We start from the raw sequence: 20422 nt of genomic DNA, 5'->3' as shown, positions 1-20422 counted from the left end.
CCGACGCGACGAACAGGGATGACCCATGGGTTTCAACCAGCCTCAGATCGACACCTCGCCCCCGGTTTCCGAGGAGATCCGCCAGACCACCTGCTACATGTGCGCCTGCCGCTGCGGCATCAACGTTCATATGAAGACCGGCAGCGATGGCAAGAAACAGGTGGCCTATATCGAGGGCAACCGCGACCACCCGGTGAACAAGGGTGTCCTTTGCGCCAAGGGCAGCGCTGGCATTATGCAGCACAACGCGCCCTCGCGGCTGCGTGCGCCGCTGAAACGAGTCGGCCCGCGCGGGTCAGGACAGTTCGAGGAAATCGCCTGGGACGAAGCGCTGGATCTGGCGGCCTCCTGGATGGAGCCGCTGCGCAAGAATGCACCAGAAAAGCTGGCGTTTTTCACCGGCCGCGATCAGTCGCAGAGCTTCACCAGTTTCTGGGCGCAGAATTTCGGCACTCCTAACTATGCCGCGCACGGCGGCTTCTGCTCGGTCAATATGGCGACGGCTGGCATCTACACCATGGGCGGTGCCTTCTGGGAATTCGGTCAACCCGACTGGGATCATACCAAGCTGTTCATGCTGTTCGGCGTGGCCGAAGATCATGACAGTAACCCAATCAAGATGGGTATCGGCCGGATCAAGGCGCGCGGCGCGCGGGTGATCGGCGTCAACCCGATCCGCACCGGCTATAACGCGGTGGCGGATGACTGGGTCGGCATCACGCCGGGCACCGACGGGCTGTTCATCCTCTCCATGGTGCACGTGCTGCTGAAGGCCGGTAAGATCGATCTAGATTACCTCAGCCGCTACACCAATGCGCCGGTGCTGGTAAACGCCAGCGACGGACCTGAACAGGGCCTGTTCCTGCGCGATGAGACTGGCAAGGAGTTGGTGATCGACCGCAATACCGGCAAGCTGACGCCCTTTGACCAGCCAGGCGTGCGCCCGGACCTGCATGCCACCTATCGCCATGCCGGTGTCACCCACAGGCCGGTGTTCCACCTGATGGCAGAACGGTATCTGTCTGATGACTACGCCCCTGAAACCGTGGCCGAGCAATGCGGTATCCCCGCCAGTCGCATCCGCGCCATTGCCGCCGAAATCGCCCGCGTCGCCTTTGACGAGGCGTTCGAGCTTCATCAGGAGTGGACCGATTTCCGTGGCGAGACTCACAAGACGATGGTGGGGCGCCCAGTGTCCTTCCACTCCATGCGCGGGGTGTCTGCCCATGCCAACGGGTTCCAGACCTGCCGCGCGCTGCACGTCCTACAGATCCTTCTGGGCACGGTCGAGGTTCCCGGCGGCTTCCGCTTTAAACCGCCCTACCCCAAGCCCGCGACCGCGCATCCCAAACCGCACTGCGGCGTCAAACCCGATTGCGCGCTGGACGGCCCACACTTGGGGTTTGTGCACGGCCCCGATGACTTGGCCCTCTGCAAAGACGGCAGCCCGGCCCGCATCGACAAGGCTTTCACCTGGGAAAACCCGATGAGCGCCCATGGCCTCATGCATATGGTGATCTCCAACGCCCATGCAGGCGATCCATACAAGATCGACACACTGTTCATGTATATGGCGAATATGTCGTGGAACTCCTCGATGAACACCCGCGGGGTGATCGAGATGCTGACCGACACGGACGAGGACGGCGAGTATGTCATTCCGCGCATCATCTACTCGGACGCCTATTCATCGGAAATGGTGGCCTATGCCGACCTGATCCTGCCTGACACCACCTATCTGGAGCGGCACGATTGTATCTCGCTGCTGGATCGCCCGATCTGCGAGGCGGATGCCGCCGCCGATGCCATCCGCTGGCCGGTGGTGGAGCCGGACCGGGACGTGCGCGGGTTCCAGACCGCGCTGGTGCAACTGGCGAACCGGATGAAACTACCGGGCTTCACCAATGAGGACGGCAGCGCCAAGTATCAGGATTACGCCGACTATATCGTCAACCACGAACGCAAGCCCGGCATCGGCCCGCTGGCAGGCTGGCGCGGCGATGGAACCCAGTCCGGGCGTGGTGCTGTGAACCCTGAACAACTCGACCGCTATATCGAGAACGGCGGCTTTCATGTCAGCCACATCCCCGATGCGGCGCTCTACTACAAACCCTGGAACAGCGCCTATCAGGACTGGGCCGTGGGCATGGGCCTTTATGACAAGCCCGAACCCTACCTGTTCCAGCTTTATGTGGAACCGATGCGGAAATTCCAACTCGCCGCCGAAGGATATGGGGAGCGACAGCCCCCCGACCATCTGCGCAAGCGGATCAAGGCCACCATGGATCCGCTGCCGATCTGGTATGAATCGGACCAGCAGGGCAATGAAGGCTTTACCGTCAACGCCCTCACCCAGCGGCCCATGGCGATGTATCATTCCTGGGGCAGCCAGAACGCGTGGCTGCGGCAGTTGCACGGGCGTAATCCCCTTTACGTGCCGACGAAACTGATGCGTGAGAACGGCCTGTCGGATGGCGACTGGGCGCGGGTCACCTCTCCGCATGGAGAGATCACCGTGCCGGTGATGGAGATGGCTGCGCTCAATGAAAACACCGTCTGGACCTGGAACGCCATTGGCAAGCGCAAGGGCGCCTGGGCGCTGGACGACTCCGCGCCCGAGGCCACCAAGGGCTTCCTGCTCAATCACCTGATCCACGAGCTCTTGCCCCCCAAGGGCGATGGTCTTCGCTGGGCAAACTCGGATCCGATCACCGGACAGGCTGCCTGGTTCGATCTGAAGGTGAAGATCGAAAAGGCCGCCCCGCCAGACGACATCGCGGAAAGCCAGCCCGCACTTGATCCGATTGCATCTCCGGTGGGCACCGGTCCGGACACACTGACATGGAAGGTAGGCAAATGACCGAGCTTCCCACACAGACAAATCGCAAGATGGGGCTGGTGATCGACCTTGATACCTGCGTCGGCTGCCATGCCTGCGTGATCTCCTGCAAAGGCTGGAACACCGAAAACTACGGCGCGCCGCTGTCGGATCAGGATCCCTATGGCGCCGATCCCTCGGGCACCTTCCTCAACCGGGTACATTCCTATGAGGTGCAGCCACAGTCCACAGGCGCCCAGCCCGCCCCCGCTGCCCAGCTGGTGCATTTCCCGAAATCCTGCCTGCATTGCGAAGACGCACCCTGCGTCACCGTCTGCCCCACCGGCGCCAGCTACAAACGGGTCGAGGATGGCATCGTGCTGGTCAACGAAAGCGACTGCATCGGCTGCGGCCTCTGCGCCTGGTCCTGCCCCTATGGCGCTCGTGAGCTGGATCTGGCTGAGGGGGTGATGAAGAAATGCACTCTTTGCGTGGACCGGATCTATAACGACAACCTGCCCGAAGAGGATCGCGTTCCGTCCTGCGTGCGCACCTGCCCGGCGGGCGCGCGGCATTTCGGCGATCTTGGCGATCCCGATAGCGAAGTCTCGCAACTGGTCGCAGCGCGCGGCGGCATGGACCTGATGCCGGAAATGGGCACCAAGCCTGTGAACAAATACCTGCCGCCCCGCCCCAAGGACCGGATCGAGGATCAGATCGACGTGCTGGCGCCGCTTCTGGCACCGGTCGCGGAGGAACCCAGCGGTTTCCTTGGCTGGCTCGACAAGGCGCTTGATAAACTGCCCGGAGGAGATCGCTGATGCATCCGGCCCCTTCCGTCATCATCTTCACCACCCTGTCCGGCCTCGGCTTTGGCCTACTGGCCTTTCTCGGGCTTGGGATGCCCGCCGTCACCGGCTGGGTCGCCTTTGTCTTCTATCTCATCGCCTATGCGCTGGCCTTGGGCGGGCTTCTGGCCTCGACCTTTCACCTCGGCCATCCCGAACGCGCCTGGAAGGCCTTCAGCCAGTGGCGCACAAGCTGGCTCAGCCGCGAAGGCTGCACTGCCGTCGCCGCGCTGCTGGTCATGGGGCTTTATGCGGCCGGGGCTGTCTTCCTTGACGCTGACTGGCGCTTCCTCGGCCTTCTGGGCGCTGCGCTCAGCATCGGCACCGTTTTCACCACCGCGATGATCTATACCCAACTAAAGACGATCCCGCGCTGGCACAGCCCGCTGACGCCACTGGTCTTTCTCAGCTTCGCAGTCGCGGGTGGCGCTCTACTGGCCGGTCGCGAGAGCCTTGCACCGTGGCTTCTGGCGCTCGCCGGGGCGATCCAGCTGATCTATTGGGCCAAGACAGACAAGGCACTGGCGCACTCCGGCACCGACATTTGCACTGCCACGGGGCTGGGGAATCGCGGCAGCGTGCGCGCCTTCGAGCCGCCGCACACGGGCAGCAACTACCTGCTGCGCGAGTTCGTCTATGTAGTGGGCCGCAAACACGCGCTAAAACTGCGCGTCATCGGCTTTGGCCTGGGGTTCGCGCTGCCGATTGCCCTGATGGTGATGCCGTTTGACAGCGTGATGATGAAACACCTGATGGCAGGCGTCGCGGTGCTGCTGCATATCGCAGGGATTGCCTGCCTGCGCTGGCTGTTCTTTGCTGAGGCTGAACATGTCGTCGGCCTCTACTACGGCAAACGCTGAACGTATCTGATTTGAACAACGAAAAAGGCGGCCCCGAAAGGAGCCGCCTTTTAAAATCGGAAAACCGGTTGGCCTTACAGCAAGCCCGCGTGCTTCATGGCCGCGTCGATCGCTGCCTTGGTGCTGTCCTCCAGCGTGGTCAGCGGGCAGCGGACCTCTTCGCTGCACAGGCCCAGCTTGGACAGGCCATATTTCGCGCCCACAAGGCCTGGCTCGATAAAGATCGCCTCGTGCAGGGGCATCAGGCGGTCCTGATAGTCCAGCGCGGTCTTGTAGTCGCCCGCAAGGGTCGCGGCCTGGAACTCAGCGCAGAGTTTCGGCGCCACGTTTGCGGTGACCGAGATGCAGCCAACGCCGCCATGGGCATTGAAGCCAAGCGCGGTTGCATCCTCGCCCGACAGCTGGATGAAGTCGGGACCACACGAACCGCGCTGCTGGCTGACGCGGGCCAGATCGCCGGTGGCGTCCTTGACGCCAACGATACGCGGCAGCTTGGCCAGTTCCCCCATGGTGGCCGGTGTCATGTCGACGACCGAGCGGCCCGGAATGTTGTAGATCACGATCGGAATATCGGCGCAGTCGTGCAGGACCTCAAAATGCGCCACCATGCCGCGCTGGGTCGGCTTATTGTAATAGGGCGTCACCACCAGCGCCGCATCTGCACCGATACGCGCCGCAAACTCGACAAAACGAATCGCTTCGACGGTATTGTTGGAGCCAGCGCCCGCGATGACCGGCACCCGGCCTGCCGTCGCCTTGACCACCTCGGCGATCACGGTCTCGTGCTCTTCATGGCTCAGCGTCGGGCTTTCGCCAGTGGTGCCAACGGGCACAATACCGGTCGAGCCCTGCTCGATATGCCATTCTACCAAGTGTTTGAGCGTATCCAGATCCAGCTCGCCGTTGCGAAACGGGGTGACGAGGGCTGGCATAGAGCCTTTGAACATGGGCACGCTCCCTTAGTTGCGAATGGTCGGCAGGCAAAGCGCCGCCGGAATAGTGGACTTGACCGGGTTTTGAGTTGATACCGGCGCGTCACGGATTATCGTCACAGCCTCTATCCCCGGTTCACGAGAAAATGCAAGACATGACACGCATTCTGGCCTTCATTCTGCTGCTCCTGCCCCTGCTTACTCCGCAGATTGCCCGGGCAGACAGGCTTGCTGACGCTCTGGAGCTGGTCCGGGGGCAGCAATGGGACGCCGCCGGAGAGATGGCAGGCCCCGAAGCCACCGTCGCCCGCGACGTGATCGAATGGCACCGTCTGCGCGCGGGCGAAGGCTCGGCGCGCGATGTCATGGCCTTTTTGGCGCGTCGCCCCGACTGGCCCGGCCTGCCCTATCTGCGGGAAAAAAGCGAAGCGGCACTGGCCACGGCCGACCGCAAGACCATTCTGTCATTCTACTCCGGCAACCGACCCCAGACAGCCGAAGGCGCGCTGAGCCTCGGCCGCGCGCTGATCGCAGCGGGGCGCCGGGGCGATGGTGAGGCCGAAATCGTCATGGCCTGGCGCACCATGCCGATGACGTCCGAGTTACAGGACGCCTATCTCGCCGATTTCAGCGCCCTGCTGAAACCGCATCATGCGGCGCGGCTGAACCGGCTCTTGTGGGACCGCCACCACGTCAGTGCGCCACGCATGCTGGACCTGGTGCCGGACGGTCCGCGCAAGCTGGCCGAGGCCCGTCTGGCCCTGCAGCAGCGCACCCCGGGCGTCGATGCCAAGATCGCGGCGATCCCAGCGGATTTGCAGGATGATGCCGGTCTGGCCTACGACCGGTTCGACTGGCGCGACAAAAAAGGACGCCGCGAGGACGCCATCCAGATGCTGATGGATCGCAGCACCAGCGCCGACAAACTGGGAGCGCCGGAAAAATGGCTGCGCCGCCGCCGCGATCTGGCCCGGCAGGACATGCGGGACGGCAACCACGAACGCGCCTACCAACTGTCCGCGCATCATTTTTCCACCCCTGAGGCGGGCTATGGCTATTCTGACTGCGAATGGCTGGCCGGCTATATCGCCCTGCGCAAGCTGAACGATCCCGGTCTGGCCGCAAAGCACTTCGAACGCTTCCTCGCCTCGGTCGAAACCCCGATCTCGGTCGGGCGCGGCGGCTACTGGTTGGGCCGTGCCTATGCCGAGATGGGAGAAGTGAACAAGGCGCATGATGCCTACTCCCGGGCTGCCGCCTATCAAACCTCCTTTTATGGGATCCTCGCCGCCGAGGCGCTTGGCCGCCCCTTCGATCCGGATCTTGCCAATCCGCCTGCGCTGCCGGACTGGCGCAGTGCCCCCTACCTCAATTCCTCGGTCACCGAAGCGGGCCTGCTGCTGCTGCGCGCCGGAGAGGATGTGCTGGCCGAACGGTTCCTCACCCATCTGACCGAAAGCCTGCCGTCCGAGCAGGCCTTTCAGCTGGGTCAGATGGCGGTGGAAATGGACCGGCCACACCTGGCAGTGATGATCGGCAAACGCGCGGCACAATCCGGGATCGAGCTGAAAGGCGCCTATTACCCGCTGCACCCGGTGGCGAAAAAGGACCTGCCGATGGCGCCCGAGATGACCCTGGCCATCGCCCGGCGCGAAAGCGAATTCGACCCCGGCGTGATCAGCCACGCGGGCGCACGCGGGCTGATGCAAGTGATGCCCGCCACAGCAAAACTGGTCGCTAATGAACTGGGCATCCTGTCCGAGCACGAGACTGCCCGCCTGACCGCTGAATGGGACTATAACGCAACCCTTGGCGCGCAGTATCTTGCCCGTCTCGCCGAAGAGTTCGGTGGCAACGTGGTGATGATGGCAGCTGGCTATAACGCAGGCCCGCATCGCCCTGCGGCCTGGATGGAACGCTATGGCGACCCCCGCGACGGCACCCCGAACATCATCGACTGGATCGAGCACATCCCCTTCAACGAGACCCGCAACTACGTGATGCGCGTCACCGAAAGCCTGCCGGTCTATCGCGCACGGCTGGGGCAGACGCCGCTGCCGGTGCCGTTTTCGCGGGAGTTGACCGGATCAACGCTGTCGGCGTTCGCGCCATAGGGTGAACAGCCCCGCCGCCACCACGATCCCGGCGCCCAGCGCCACGTTGAACCGGATGGTTTCCGAAAAGATCACAAGCCCCAGCATAGCTGCCCAGGGCAGTTGCAGATAGGCAAAGGGCTGAACCGCGCTTGCCTCTGCCGCCTCATAGCAACGGATCAGCAGGTAGTGCCCCAGAGCGCCGGTCAGGCACAATAGCCCCATCCAACCCCAGTCCGGCGTGCTCATCGCCTCCCAGTTCCACAGGCCGATCGGCGTCATAAAGACAACGCCGACAACGCCCACGTAAAAGAAACTGGTGGCCGAATTGTCCTTGCGCGCGGCATAGCGCGTCAGAAGCCCATAAAGAGCGAACATCAGCGCTGCCAAGAGCGGCACCAGCGCAGCAGGTTGGAACACGCCGATGCCCGGCTCCAGAATGATCAACACCCCAAGGAAACCGATCAGAATGGCGCTCCACCGCCAGATCCCGACCTTCTCCCCCAGGATCGGCCCGGACAAAGCCGCGATCATCAGCGGGTAAGAAACAAAGACCGCGTGGCTTTCCACCAGCCCCAAGAGGGTAAAGGCCAGAACCATGACGCAGATTTCCGCCGCGCAGACAAAGCCGCGAAAGATCTGTAGCCAGATCTGCCGGGTCCGCGCCACCTTTTTCAGACCGCCCGGCTGCCGCAAAGCGATGGAGACGACAAACAGAGACAGGAACCAATAGCGGATCATCACCACCATGTAGACGTTGTATTCCCCCGCCAGATGTCGCGAGATCCCGTCCTGAAGCGCAAACACGATGGTGGCGCCAATCATCAGCATCACGCCCAGCCGCGTGTTATTGCCTGCCTCGTGGACTTCTACGCTGCTCATGCCAGCTCCGCCTTTGTCATATGTCGTTTGCGTCCATAGCCAGGTATACGTGTGACAGCAAAGCCCGCCGCCTCCAGGCCCCGGCGCACGAAGCCCGCCGCCGTATAGGTCGCGGCGCTGCCGCCCGCGGCGGTGTGCCGGGCCACCTCGGCCATCAAATCCTCACCCCACAGTTCCGGGTTCTTGGCCGGGGAAAACCCGTCCAGAAACCAGGCATCAGCACGCCCCGTCCACTCTGGCAGCGACAGGCGCGCGTCGCCGGTGATCATCTCGAAGCAAAGCGTGCCCAGATCGCAGCTGCCCTGCCCCGTCCAGACCGCGAAGAACCTTTCGGCCCAGGGCGCGACCGCAGGAAAGGCCTCCAGCGCCCGGGCCATATCGGCAGGCACCATTGGGAAGGCCTCGAAACTGGTGAATTGCAATGCGCCCACCTGCCCGCTGTCCTCCCACAGCTTCCAGGCGGCGAGCAGGTTCAGACCGGTGCCGAACCCCAGCTCCGCAATATGGAAACCGGGGCGGAACCGCGCAGGCAGATCATTTCCGGCCAGAAACACATGGCCGGTCTCGGCTAGCCCGTCGTGGATCGAAAAATAGGGGTCATCGAACTGATCGGACACCGGAATGGTGCCATCACGCCAACTGAGCCGGGCCTGCTGGTCTGCCATGCTGTTTTCCCCTAAGTGATGTCACGGAACGGCGCGACACTGGCGAAAGGGCGGGCGAATGGCAATGGCAGATATCACGGTGCGCGGCGCGGGCATTTTTGGTCTTTCGATCGCCTGGATCTGCGCCCGGCGCGGCGCAAAGGTTCAGGTGATCGACCCCTTCGGCCCCGGCGCCGGTTCCAGCGGCGGCCTTGTCGGTGCCCTCGCCCCGCATGTGCCGGAAAACTGGAATGCCAAGAAACAATTCCAGTTCGAAAGTCTTTTGATGGCACAAGATTTCTGGCGCGATGTGGAACATGCGGGCGGCGTCTCCCCCGGCTATGGCCGCACCGGCCGTCTGCAGCCCATCAATGACGATCGAGTGCTGGATTTGGCCCGCCAGCGCGAAAGCACCGCTGCCCAGCTTTGGCGCACCGATGCCGGGCAACAGGCCGAATGGCGCATTTGCGCGGCAGAGGAGTTTGGGGGGTGGGCCCCACCCAGTGCCACCGGCCTTGTGATTCACGACACGCTCAGCGCCCGCATGCATCCGCGCCGAGCCTGCGCCGCACTCGTCGCCGCGCTGAAGGCACAGGGTGTGACTGTAGGCGAAGACGGCACCGATCAGGGTCAGGTTGTTCACGCCACCGGCCATGCAGGGCTACTGGACCTGAACCAAACGCTTGGCAAAACCGTGGGGAAAACCATCGGCAACGGCGTCAAAGGACAGGCCGCCCTGCTGCGCCATGATGCCGGAGAGGTTCCCCAGCTGTACGCCGACAGCCTGCACATCATCCCGCATGCGGATGGCACAGTGGCCATCGGCTCCACCAGCGAGCGGGAGTTCGAAAACGGCACAGAGACGGACGCTCAGCTCGACGACATCCTTGCACGCGCCCGCGCCGCCGTTCCCATTCTCCAAGGCGCCGAGCTCATCGAACGCTGGGCCGGGGTGCGCCCGCGCGCAAGATCCCGGGCGCCAATGCTTGGCCCCTGGCCGGGCCGCAGCCGGCATTTCATCGCCAACGGAGGCTTCAAGATCGGCTTCGGCATGGCCCCCAAGGTCGCCGAAATCATGGCCGATCTGCTGCTGGACCAGATCGATGCCATCCCTGCAGGCTTCCGCGTCGAAGACAACCTCTGATGCCGTCATCCCCAGCAGTTTCGCTCCGGGTCAAGGGAGGCGCAGCCTGCGCGCATCGCGCGCCTTGCCCTTGAGGCGGAGCGGAACATCCCAGACTGGAACAGGCGCTTTTGAGGGCAGATCTGCCCCTCAAAAAGCTTCTCAGCAGTTTTTTTTCGCCGCGCAGCGGCGCCGGGCCCAACTGGCAGCGCCCTATTCGCAGAATATGGCCCGGCAGGCGGGAGCCTCTCCCTCATGCGAACTCTGCCGTGGCGCTCATGCATTGGCGCCCATCCGGGCCTCTGACCCACAGATCCGCGCCGTTGCAACAGAACGTAGCCGTTTCAAAATGCATCAATGGCGAGGAAGCGCGAAAGGCAAAGCGGCGCAAGGCACCCCCCACCTCCTCGGCCAGCAACATCAGGTGTTGCGCCAAAAGCGGACCATGCACCACCAGACCGTCATAGCCTTCGACATCGCGCGCATAGTCGAGATCATAGTGGATCCGGTGCCCGTTGAAGGTCAGCGCCGAATAGCGGAACAGCAGCGTCGATGAAAACGCCGCCTCCCGCGCATCACGCTCATCCGTCCGCGCCTCGGGCGGCACCGGTTTTGGCGCCTGTGGGTCCGGATCCTCGCGATAGACAAGATCCTGCCATTCGGTGAGGCACAGTTGTCCCTCCTGCCAGATCTCATGGCGCAGGGTCACGAATGCCAACGGCCCGCTGCGCCCGTTTTTATGTTCGGCCTTTTCCAGAACCGAGCGTTTTTCTGCCGGACTGCCCGCCCGCAGGGGCGCGTCGAACTGCAGCTGCCCGCCAGCCCACATGCGCCGCGGCAGGCCCAGATCCGGGATCAGCCCGCCTGTGCCGCCGAGCCGCGGATGACCATCGCGGCCCAGTGCCTCGGGCGGCTGCGGGGTCCAGAAGTACAGCTGATGAAAGAACGGCGGCAGAACGCTGCCCTCGGTGATGTCCGCTTCCTGCCCCAGCGCCACCTGAAAGGCTGCGGCGCGGGCCGGGTCCATGACATCGGTTTGCCGGATCTCAGAGCTGGTATCGGGGCCAGGTTCGGTACGGGGGGCGGGATTTGTGGGACTGAATTCGCTCATCCCGTGACCTTAGCCACGTCTTCGGAAAGGACAAGCCGCCGAAGGCCGGGAGGAACACTGGCGCGCCCCAGCCCTTTACGGTTTGATCAGCGCTCGATTTCGCGGCGCAGGTTCTGCATCAGCGTTTCCAGCGTGCCCCGGTAGATCTCGCTTGTCAGCTGGCCGCTTTCGTCGAACTCCTTCGACGAATTGGCCAGATGCACCTCGGGCCCGGACACAAGGCGCGGCTGAAACGGCACCATGAAACCGCGCAGCACCATCTGCGCCCGCTCACCACCCGAGCGGCCACCCGCCGCCGACATGACTGCCACGGGTTTACCCGCCCAGGGCTTGCCCTTGGTACGGCTGACCCAATCCAGCGCGTTCTTCAGAACCCCAGAGGGGCCTTTGTTATACTCCGGGGTCGAGATCAACACCGCATCCGCCGCAGCGATCTGATCAGCCAAGAGCTGCACCCCGGCAGGCACACCATCGCGATCTTCGTCATCGCCATCGTACAGCGGCAGGTTCAGGTCGCCCTCCACGTGGGAGCAGGCACCGAACAGACGCACCGCCTCCTTCAGCAGCATGCGATTGGTTGCAGCCCCACGCAGGGATCCAGAAAGAGTGAGAAGTAGCGGATCGGACATCAGAACATTCCTTGACTAACACATTGACACGCAAGGCCCTGTCATGGGCCTGACTTACCAATAGCTTAAGCAAAGACCGGGATGCCTCATACCCGAATGACCGCGCAAGTGTTGTGCATCAACTGGCAAAGCCCGCGCCCGGGGGCGCGGAAATGCACAGTCTGCGCGCGTCCTGGCGCAGATCACCCGGCCTGCCAGGTTCAGCCGCCGGTGGGGATGACGACGATTTCCACCCGCCGGTTCTGCGCCTTGCCAGCTTCGGTCAGATTGCTGGCCACGGGCTGCTCTTCGCCGCGCCCGATGGTGCGGATCCGGTTGTAGGGCACACCGCCAGCCTGGATCTGATCGGCCACGGCATTGGCGCGACGCTCGGACAGGCCCTGATTATAGGCCGCATCCCCGTCACTGTCGGTATGGCCGATAACCTGCACGGTGCTGTTGGGATAGCGCACCAGACTGTCCGCCACTTTCAACAGGTCAGAACGAACCGACGGGCTGATTGCGGAACTGTCGGTGGCAAAGGTCAGATCATTGGGCAGCGATACCACCAGCCTGTCGCCGGTGTTAATGATCGAGATGCCGTCGTTGGAAATCGACTGACGCAACTCGGCCTCCTGCTTGTCCAGTTGGCTGCCGATCAGCCCGCCCGCAATCGCCCCGACCGCGGCGCCGCCCAGAACGGCGCCCGTCTTGTTGCTGGAATTCGAGAGGGCACCGATACCCGCACCCAGAATGCCGCCTGCAATCAGGCCCTGCTTTTCCTTGCTGGGCGTACCATCGCTGTTCAGCAGCGCCGGATCGGTGCAGGCGCCAAGGCCCAGCGCAACCGTCACTGCCGCAACCGTCGAGAATTTCAAAATCGTCATTTTGCCAACCTTCTTGCCTGTTTCGCGCGCCTCTGTCCGGGCTTGGCTCGTCCTTGCCCGGCGAGGTCTCACGCACCGCTGATTTTATTTGATTATATCATCGCTGCGGCGCTGCTGCTCAAGCGCGGAGTGCAAAACCTAGGCGGTTTGCCGCCCAGTTTCTTCGGCTTCGCCTGTCACAGCTGGAAAGTCCGCTTCTTTCTCCGACGCGCTGTCATCGCGCGCGGCCTCAAAAGCCAGCATCGCGCGTTTGACCGGCACTCCCCAGTGATAGCCGCCGATATCGCCGCCCTTGCGCAGGACCCGGTGGCAGGGAATGAGCCAGCTCATAGGGTTCTTGCCCACAGCCGTCCCCACGGCCCGCACCGCGCGTGGGTTATCAATGGCACGGGCGAGTTCGGAGTATGTGGTGACATGGCCCGGCGGGATCCGCAGTAGCGCCTCCCAGACCTTGATCTGCAGCGGCGCGCCCATCATGTGCAGCGCAGCCTCGCCTTTTTGGGCAAAGATCGCCTCGGCCAAGGGGCGCAGCATCATCGGGTCTTCGACATAATCGGCATTTGGCCAGCGCGCGCGCATATCGGCCAGGGTCGGCTCAGCCCCGGTTTCGGCCGCAAAGGCGAGGCCGCAGATCCCCTTCTCGGTGCCCATGACAAGCGCCAAACCGAATGGACTGTCGAACCAACCCCAACGGATTGTCAGCCCCGCGCCCTTGCGGGCGTATTCGCCGGGGCTCATCGCCTCCCAGCGCAGAAACAGATCGTGCAGCCGACCGGATCCGGACAGCCCCACCGCGTGGGCCGTTTCAAGGGTTGAAAACCGCTCTTGCAGCAGGCTCTTGGCGTGGCCCAGCCGCAGATACTGCTGATAGCGTTTGGGCGAGACACCAACCCAGGCCGAAAACACCCGCTGGAAATGCGCCGGGCTCATGTTCATATGGGCGGCCAGCTCCGCAAGGCCAAGATCCTCTCCGCCTGCGTCGATCAGCTCGATGGCCCGGCCTATGACGCCGTAGTGATAGCTCTGTTCACCCGCTTCGCGCATCTTTCCCTGTTCTCCTGCAAAGGGTCCAGCAACACAGTAGAGCGGACACCGGCGACCGGCGACCCGGAATTTGCGCATTGCGGGGGCCCGAGCGATCTGTTGCAAGCACAACAGCGCCTGCGGCACGATGAAACCATTGGAGTTTTTTCATTTGCGCCCTTCGCCGCAGACCGGCAAAAGGAGCAGCATGGCCAAGCAACTCGACTATCATACACTGCGCGAAATCTTTTCGCGTTTTCAGGCCGCCGAGCCGGAACCCAAGGGCGAATTGGATCACGTCAACGCCTATACGCTGGTGGTGGCCGTCGCCCTGTCGGCGCAGGCGACGGATGCAGGCGTCAACAAGGCAACGCGCGAGCTGTTCAAAATCGCCGACACGCCGCAAAAGATGCTCGACCTCGGCGAAGAGGGGCTGATCGAACATATCAAGACGATCGGTCTTTACCGCAACAAGGCCAAGAACGTCATCAAGATGGCCCGCATTCTGGTCGACGACTACGGCGGCGAGGTGCCCAATTCCCGCGCCGCATTGCAATCCCTACCCGGTGTTGGCCGCAAGACCGCCAATGTAGTTCTGAACATGTGGTGGCATTACCCGGCACAAGCGGTGGATACGCATATCTTTCGGGTCGGCAACCGCTCGGGCATCTGCCCGGGCAAGGATGTGGACGCGGTTGAACGCGCCATCGAGGACAATATTTCGGTCGATTTCCAGCAGCATGCCCATCACTGGCTGATCCTGCACGGCCGCTATCACTGCAAGGCACGCAAGCCGATGTGCGGCACCTGCATCATCCGCGACCTGTGCCAATATGAGGACAAGAATCTATGAAGACCTACCAGATTGTCGGCATCGGCAATGCCGTCGTCGATGTGATCAGCCAATGCGATGACAGCTTTCTCGATCACATGGGGATCGAGAAAGGCATCATGCAGCTGATCGAACGGGATCGCGGCGAAGTGCTTTATGGTGCGATGGAAGGCCGCGTGCAAACCCCCGGTGGCTCGGTCGCCAATACCATTGCCGGTGCAGGTGCGCTTGGCATCGATGCGGCCTTTATCGGGCGCGTGCATGACGATGCTCTGGGCCGGTTCTACGCCGATGCGATGAACGAAGATGGCGTCGATTTCGTCAACCCGCCGGTCCCGGGTGGCGAGCTGCCGACATCGCGCTCGATGATCTTTGTCTCCCCGGACGGTGAGCGATCGATGAACACCTATCTTGGCATCTCCTCCGAACTCAGCTCTGCAGATGTGCCGAACGAGGTGGCCGGTCAGACCCAGATCATGTTCCTTGAGGGCTATCTCTTTGACAAGGACAAGGGCAAGACCGCCTTCATGGAAGCTGCGCGCGATTGCCGCAAAGGCGGCGGCAAGCCCGGCATCGCCATCTCAGACCCCTTCTGCGTCGAACGCCACCGCGCCGATTTCCTGTCGCTGATCGAGAATGAACTGGAATTCGTGATCGGCAACGAAGCCGAAATCCGCTCGCTGTTTGAAACCGAAGATCTGGAGGAGGCCCTGGCCAAGACCGCCGCAATCTGTCCGTTGGTGGTCTGCACCCGCTCCGGCGACGGGGTTTCGGTGATTGCGGGCGAGACCCGCATCGATGTTCCGGTCACCAAGGTCGTGCCCGTTGATGCCACCGGTGCTGGCGATCAGTTCGCGGCCGGGTTCCTCTTCGGTCTGGCAACGGGCCGCGATCTGGAGACCTGCGCCAAGATCGGCAACATCTGCGCCGCCGAGGTGATCAGCCATATCGGCCCGCGTCCCGAAAAGGACATGCGCGCGGTGCTGCAGGCCGAAGGGCTGCTCTAAGTCACAGAGCCAAATCCGTGGGCGGGAAAACTCCCGCCCATCGAATATGCCCCAAGGGGCACTCCCTTTCGTCGGGCGTAGGACGCAAGGGCATTAGCCCGCGCAGGGCCTCAATCGCTTCCGGCCGAGATCAATGCCTTGGACAGCAAGCCTTTGAACTGGTCCAGTTCCTCTGCCTTAAAACCTTTAAGTAGCCCCGACTGGGTGGCCACATGCGCCTCCAGGGCCTCGTCGATCAGCGCGCCGCCCTTTTCGGTTAAGGCAATCAGGAAACTACGGCTGTCCGCCGGGTTCACCTTGCGGCGCACCAGCCCGTCTGCCTCCAGCCGGTCAATCCGGTTGGTCATCGTGCCCGAAGCCACCATCGTCGCCTTCAAGAGATCCCCCGGAGACAATTCATGTGGCGCGCCCGCCCGGCGCAGCGTCGCCAGCACGTCGAATTTGGCGGCGTTGAGACCAAAACGTTGAAACGTCTTCTGCATCTCTGCCTGATAGGCCAAATAAAGGCGTCCCACCCGGCCGATTATTCCCATGGCGGACACATCAAGGTCCGGCCGCTCCCGTTCCCATTGCTGGGTGACAAAATCCACATGATCCATCTTTCCTGTTTTGCGGAGAGACATCTTGACGTCAAGATTAAATATTGTTACTTCGATGTCGAGATAATTTTGGAGAAGACCCCATGCTGTCCCGCGACCTCTTTCTGACCGCGCTGGCCCCTGCCATTTGGGGCAGCAGCTATATCGTGACGACCAACCTCTTGCCCGGGCATTCACCCTTCATGGTGGCCTTGCTGCGCGCCCTGCCTGCGGGGCTGTTGCTGCTCCTCTTCGTGCGCAGGCTGCCGCCGCTCAACTGGGTGCCAAAGCTCATGGTGCTTGGCGCTCTGAATTTCTCACTGTTCTGGAGCTTCCTGTTCCTGTCCGCCTACCGCCTGCCCGGCGGGGTGGCCGCGACCCTTGGCGCGATACAGCCGCTGGTCGTGGTCTTTCTGTCGGCCATGGTTCTGAGCGCGCCGATCAGACCTGCCTCACTCGTGGCGGCGGCGCTCAGCATCGCGGGGGTTGCGCTGCTGGTGCTGACCCCGGCGGCACAGCTGGACATGATCGGGGTCATCGCAGGCCTTGCTGGCGCCCTGTCGATGGCGGCAGGTGTCGTGCTGACCCGCAAATGGCAGCCGCCGGTGCCGCCCCTCACCTTCACCGCCTGGCAGCTGACCGCCGGGGGGATCCTGCTGATGCCCGTCACGCTTTGGGCAGTACCCGAGATGCCGGTTTTCACCGCAGAGAACATCCTGGGCCTCGCCTATATGAGCCTGATCGGCGGCGCGCTAACCTATATTCTGTGGTTCCGGGGCTTGTCGCGCATCGAACCCTCAGCCGTATCGCTTCTGGGGGTACTCAGCCCGCTGACGGCTGTCATCCTGGGCTGGCTCTGGATGCAGGAAACCCTCAGCATCTACCAGCTGACCGGCGCCATCTTCGCCCTGTTCAGCGTCTGGCTGGGTCAGGCTGCAACCAAACCGGCACGCCCGCGCCCCGCGCCTGCGGAGTGACCCCGTCTGCTACTGCGGCGCCAGAGGCACACAGGCCTTGCCGCGGTGGCAGTCCAGCACCTGCTTGCGAAAGCTGTGCACATCGCCGCCAAAGGCAAAGCTGCCGCAGGGATCGAAACGGACGATCAGGTCCCTGCCCCGCTGTTCGGCAAAAATCAGATACTCGACACCGGATTTGGCCTTGCCGCACCACGGCCCCATGCATTGCACCTCGATCACCACATCGGCGCGCACGGCTCGATCGAAAGCCCGTGCCCCCAGAAGGTCCCCGTTGAAACTTCCGCGAAACTGGGTGACCGGCGGGGCCGCATTAGGGTTTCCGGCAGACGGTCGTGGCAGGCGACGTTCATCAAAAGACAGGCGCCCCTGCAGGATTGCGTAGGAGCGGTTGGAATTCGCCGCCGCAAGATAGGCGTCCGGAACGCCCCAGGGCACACAGCTGAGCGCGGAAGCAGAGGTGGCAGCGCCGAGCGCCACACAGGATACAAACAACGACGCCGCCCGGCGAACCAACTTGGGAAGTCGTACCATTCTATAAGTACCTTTCGAATTCCTCGACCACCCGCGCATAGACCTCGCGCTTGAAGGGGACGATCTTCTCCACCAGATGCTCTACCGGCTGCCAGCACCAGGCGGAAAATTCCGGATGTTCGGTGTCGATTCTGACCTGATCGTCGCTGCCCAGAAACCGCATCAGGTACCATTTCTGCTCTTGCCCGCGATAACGCCCACCCCAGAAGCTGGGCACCACGTCATGTGGCAGATCATAGGGTAGCCAGCCTTCCGATTCGGCGATGATCTCGACCAGAGAGGGCAGAACGCCGGTTTCTTCCTCCAGCTCCCGCAGGGCCGCGGTGCGCGGGTCCTCACCCTCGTCGATCCCGCCCTGCGGCATCTGCCAGGCATCCTTGTAGCGGTCCGCGCGCTGTCCGACAAAGACCGCCCCGTCGGCGTTTATCATCATCACGCCGACGTTGCGGCGATAGGGCAGCTTGGCGATGTCTTCCGGTGTCATAGGCATTCCCTGGGTCTGTTCCCGGCGATTAGACCTGCTGCCGCCGGGGCACGCAAGGGGGTGACGCCGCGTTGACAGGTGACAAACGCCCGCCGTGGCGCGATCCTGCCTGGCAAATGATAGGGAGAGTGTCATGACTGCGTACCCAAACCTTCTGGCGCCGCTGGATCTTGGCTTTACCACGCTGAAAAACCGCGTGCTGATGGGGTCCATGCATACGGGCCTTGAGGAGACCCGCGACTGGAACCGGGTGGCGGAATTCTACGCCGAACGCGCAAGGGGCGGCGTCGCCCTGATGGTGACCGGCGGCATCGGTCCCAACCTCGAAGGCTCGGTCCTGCCCGGGGCCGCGATGATGACCACCGAAGAGGACGTGAAGAACCACAGCATCGTCACGGACCGCGTGCACACGGCAGGCGGCAAGATCGCCATGCAGATCCTGCACGCAGGCCGCTATGCCTATGGTCCGAAATGCGTGGCGCCCAGCGCCATTAAATCTCCCATCTCTCCTTTCCCGCCCAACGAACTGGACGAAGACGGGATCGAAAAACAGATCGCCGACATCGTGAACGCAGCCCGGCTGGCAAAAGAAGCAGGCTATGACGGGGTCGAGATCATGGGCTCCGAAGGGTATTTCCTGAACCAGTTCCTGGTCACCCATACCAACAAGCGCACCGACCGCTGGGGCGGATCTTATGAAAACCGCATGCGCCTGCCGATCGAGGTGGTGCGCCGCACCCGGGCGGCGGTCGGCAGTGATTTCATCATCATCTACCGCCTGTCGATGATCGATCTGGTGCCCGATGGCTCGACCCATGATGAAGTGGTGCAGCTGGCGCAGGAGATTGAGCAGGCAGGCGCTACGATCATCAACACTGGCATCGGCTGGCACGAGGCGCGCATCCCAACCATCGCCACATCGGTGCCGCGCGCGGCCTTTGCCTGGGTCACCAAGAAACTGATGGGCAAGGTTTCCATCCCCGTCGTCACCTCGAACCGGATCAACACGCCCGAGGTGGCCGAGGACGTCTTGGAAACCGGCTGCGCCGACATGGTGTCGATGGCCCGCCCACTGCTTGCGGATGCGCATTTCGTGTCCAAGGCCGAGGCCGGACAGGCCAGCCATATCGCGCCCTGCATCGCCTGCAATCAGGCCTGCCTTGACCATACTTTTGGCGGCAAGCTCACGTCCTGCCTAGTGAACCCACAGGCCTGCCACGAGACCGAGCTGGTGATAGAAAAGGCCGCCACCCCCAAGACTATCGCCATCGTTGGCGCTGGTCCTGCGGGCCTCTCGACCGCCCTCACCGCTGCTGAGCGCGGACACAAGGTAACGCTGTTTGACAAGGCGAATGAGATCGGCGGCCAGCTCAACATGGCCAAGCAGGTGCCCGGTAAGGAAGAATTCTGGGGGCTGGTAGACTGGTACCGCAGCATGGTGGCCGATGCGGACATCACGCTGGAACTGGGCCGCGAGGCCCAAGCCGAGGATCTGACCGAGTTTGACGAGGTGGTGATCGCAACCGGCGTCATCCCGCGCGATCCGGGTATACCCGGGCAGGACCGCGACAACGTGCTGAGCTATATAGATGTGCTGCGTGACAAGGCCCCGGTGGGTGCGCGCGTCGCTGTGATCGGTGCAGGCGGGATTGGTTTTGATGTCTCCGAATACCTGCTGCACGAAGGTACCAGCCCGACCACAGATCTGCCGCTGTGGATGAAGGAATGGGGCGTCACCGATCCGGCCGAGCACCGCTCCGGCCTTGCCCCCGAAGGGCCGCAGCCCGAGGCCCCAGCCCGCCATGTTACCTTGCTGCAGCGCAAGGCCGAGCGTCATGGCAAAAGGCTCGGCAAGACAACCGGCTGGATCCACCGCGCCGCACTGAAGATGAAGGAGGTCGAATTCGTCGGCGGCGTGAATTACGAGCGGATCGACGATGCGGGCCTGCACGTCAGCTTTGGCGAGGCACGGGAAAACCCGACCGTGATCCCGGCCGACACCATCGTGCTTTGCGCGGGTCAGCTTTCGGAAAGCACACTGGCCGATGCGCTGGCGGCGAAAGGCATCACCGCCCATGTGATCGGTGGCGCCGATGTTGCAGCGGAACTCGATGCCAAACGGGCGATCAACCAAGGCACCCGCCTCGCCGCCACCCTCTGACGGGTCCGGCAGGCCACGATCAG

At 62.9% G+C, this 20422-nt stretch carries 19 protein-coding genes; 9 read left to right on the top strand and 10 right to left on the bottom strand.

The annotated features are described in order from the left end of the window. Window positions 1–25: 25 nt before the first annotated feature. From AC5SSZ_RS00785 to AC5SSZ_RS00775, 3 genes are read left to right on the top strand one after another with little or no spacing between them, the layout of a single operon-like run. Window positions 26–2860, top strand: a complete 2835-nt coding sequence (locus AC5SSZ_RS00785; RefSeq protein WP_495436212.1) for a molybdopterin oxidoreductase family protein — start codon at window positions 26–28, stop codon at window positions 2858–2860. Then, window positions 2857–3639 (top strand): 4Fe-4S dicluster domain-containing protein, encoded by a 783-nt coding sequence (locus AC5SSZ_RS00780; RefSeq protein ID WP_274840169.1) that lies wholly within the window; start codon window positions 2857–2859, stop codon window positions 3637–3639. Before AC5SSZ_RS00785 ends, AC5SSZ_RS00780 begins: the two co-directional genes overlap by 4 nt. Beyond that, window positions 3639–4526: a dimethyl sulfoxide reductase anchor subunit family protein gene (locus AC5SSZ_RS00775; RefSeq protein ID WP_495436209.1), complete on the top strand. Its 888-nt coding sequence runs from the start codon at window positions 3639–3641 to the stop codon at window positions 4524–4526. The genes AC5SSZ_RS00780 and AC5SSZ_RS00775 overlap by 1 nt, the downstream gene beginning before the upstream one ends. Before the next feature lie 74 nt (window positions 4527–4600). On the opposite strand, the gene dapA is transcribed toward AC5SSZ_RS00775, so the two are convergent. Further along, complete coding sequence (gene dapA, locus AC5SSZ_RS00770) at window positions 4601–5473, bottom strand: 4-hydroxy-tetrahydrodipicolinate synthase (protein WP_495436207.1); 873 nt, start codon at window positions 5471–5473, stop codon at window positions 4601–4603. A gap of 140 nt (window positions 5474–5613) precedes the next feature. Between dapA and AC5SSZ_RS00765 the strand changes: the two genes are divergently transcribed. Further along, a complete protein-coding gene (locus AC5SSZ_RS00765) occupies window positions 5614–7572 on the top strand; it encodes a lytic transglycosylase domain-containing protein (RefSeq protein WP_495436205.1) in 1959 nt (652 codons plus the stop codon). Here the strand turns inward: AC5SSZ_RS00765 and AC5SSZ_RS00760 are convergent. Both AC5SSZ_RS00760 and mnmC2 read right to left on the bottom strand, forming a co-directional pair. Further along, on the bottom strand, window positions 7546–8433 hold the full coding sequence (locus AC5SSZ_RS00760; protein WP_495436203.1) for a DMT family transporter: 888 nt from the start codon (window positions 8431–8433) through the stop codon (window positions 7546–7548). The genes AC5SSZ_RS00765 and AC5SSZ_RS00760 overlap by 27 nt on opposite strands. Next, the gene (gene mnmC2 / locus AC5SSZ_RS00755; RefSeq protein ID WP_495436201.1) at window positions 8430–9098 is read right to left on the bottom strand and encodes a tRNA (5-methylaminomethyl-2-thiouridine)(34)-methyltransferase MnmC2; all 669 of its coding nucleotides are present in this window, start codon (window positions 9096–9098) and stop codon (window positions 8430–8432) included. The genes AC5SSZ_RS00760 and mnmC2 overlap by 4 nt, the downstream gene beginning before the upstream one ends. 58 nt (window positions 9099–9156) lie before the next feature. Between mnmC2 and AC5SSZ_RS00750 the strand changes: the two genes are divergently transcribed. Next, a complete protein-coding gene (locus tag AC5SSZ_RS00750; RefSeq protein WP_495436198.1) occupies window positions 9157–10221 on the top strand; it encodes an NAD(P)/FAD-dependent oxidoreductase in 1065 nt (354 codons plus the stop codon). A 232-nt stretch (window positions 10222–10453) separates the two neighbouring features. On the opposite strand, the gene AC5SSZ_RS00745 is transcribed toward AC5SSZ_RS00750, so the two are convergent. The 4 genes from AC5SSZ_RS00745 to AC5SSZ_RS00730 form a co-directional block, all read right to left on the bottom strand. Continuing rightward, window positions 10454–11311, bottom strand: a complete 858-nt coding sequence (locus AC5SSZ_RS00745; protein ID WP_495436196.1) for an HTD2 family dehydratase — start codon at window positions 11309–11311, stop codon at window positions 10454–10456. Between the two features lie 86 nt (window positions 11312–11397). Beyond that, window positions 11398–11940, bottom strand: coding sequence for an NADPH-dependent FMN reductase (locus tag AC5SSZ_RS00740; RefSeq protein WP_368947892.1), 543 nt, complete (start codon window positions 11938–11940; stop codon window positions 11398–11400). A 200-nt stretch (window positions 11941–12140) separates the two neighbouring features. After that, the gene (locus tag AC5SSZ_RS00735; RefSeq protein WP_495436193.1) at window positions 12141–12806 is read right to left on the bottom strand and encodes a YiaD family glycine zipper/OmpA-like lipoprotein; all 666 of its coding nucleotides are present in this window, start codon (window positions 12804–12806) and stop codon (window positions 12141–12143) included. A gap of 138 nt (window positions 12807–12944) precedes the next feature. Next, window positions 12945–13850, bottom strand: a complete 906-nt coding sequence (locus tag AC5SSZ_RS00730; protein WP_495436190.1) for a methylated-DNA--[protein]-cysteine S-methyltransferase — start codon at window positions 13848–13850, stop codon at window positions 12945–12947. 187 nt (window positions 13851–14037) lie between these two features. On the opposite strand from AC5SSZ_RS00730, the gene nth reads away from it, so the two are divergent. Both nth and AC5SSZ_RS00720 read left to right on the top strand, forming a co-directional pair. Beyond that, window positions 14038–14682, top strand: a complete 645-nt coding sequence (gene nth / locus AC5SSZ_RS00725) for an endonuclease III (RefSeq protein ID WP_495436188.1) — start codon at window positions 14038–14040, stop codon at window positions 14680–14682. Beyond that, the gene (locus AC5SSZ_RS00720; protein WP_065271362.1) at window positions 14679–15668 is read left to right on the top strand and encodes an adenosine kinase; all 990 of its coding nucleotides are present in this window, start codon (window positions 14679–14681) and stop codon (window positions 15666–15668) included. The genes nth and AC5SSZ_RS00720 overlap by 4 nt, the downstream gene beginning before the upstream one ends. 110 nt (window positions 15669–15778) lie before the next feature. Here the strand turns inward: AC5SSZ_RS00720 and AC5SSZ_RS00715 are convergent, their stop codons facing one another. Beyond that, window positions 15779–16267 (bottom strand): MarR family winged helix-turn-helix transcriptional regulator, encoded by a 489-nt coding sequence (locus tag AC5SSZ_RS00715; RefSeq protein ID WP_495436185.1) that lies wholly within the window; start codon window positions 16265–16267, stop codon window positions 15779–15781. A gap of 83 nt (window positions 16268–16350) precedes the next feature. Here AC5SSZ_RS00715 and AC5SSZ_RS00710 point away from each other — a divergent pair, with 83 nt between their 5' ends. Next, entirely contained in the window at window positions 16351–17223 is an 873-nt protein-coding gene (locus AC5SSZ_RS00710) for an EamA family transporter (RefSeq protein WP_495436183.1), read from the top strand. 9 nt (window positions 17224–17232) lie between these two features. Here AC5SSZ_RS00710 and AC5SSZ_RS00705 read toward each other — a convergent pair whose 3' ends face one another. Both AC5SSZ_RS00705 and AC5SSZ_RS00700 read right to left on the bottom strand, forming a co-directional pair. After that, a complete protein-coding gene (locus AC5SSZ_RS00705; protein ID WP_495436181.1) occupies window positions 17233–17754 on the bottom strand; it encodes a hypothetical protein in 522 nt (173 codons plus the stop codon). 1 nt (window position 17755) lies between these two features. Continuing rightward, window positions 17756–18238 (bottom strand): RNA pyrophosphohydrolase, encoded by a 483-nt coding sequence (locus tag AC5SSZ_RS00700; RefSeq protein ID WP_495436179.1) that lies wholly within the window; start codon window positions 18236–18238, stop codon window positions 17756–17758. Window positions 18239–18371: 133 nt separating this feature from the next. Between AC5SSZ_RS00700 and AC5SSZ_RS00695 the strand changes: the two genes are divergently transcribed. After that, window positions 18372–20399 (top strand): FAD-dependent oxidoreductase, encoded by a 2028-nt coding sequence (locus AC5SSZ_RS00695; protein WP_495436177.1) that lies wholly within the window; start codon window positions 18372–18374, stop codon window positions 20397–20399. Window positions 20400–20422 lie beyond the last annotated feature (23 nt).

It is taken from the genome of Phaeobacter sp. CC-HEC084, assembly GCF_059429255.1.
The sequence above is the reverse complement of the archived record's forward strand: the minus strand, read 5'-3'. Positions and strand labels throughout refer to the sequence as shown.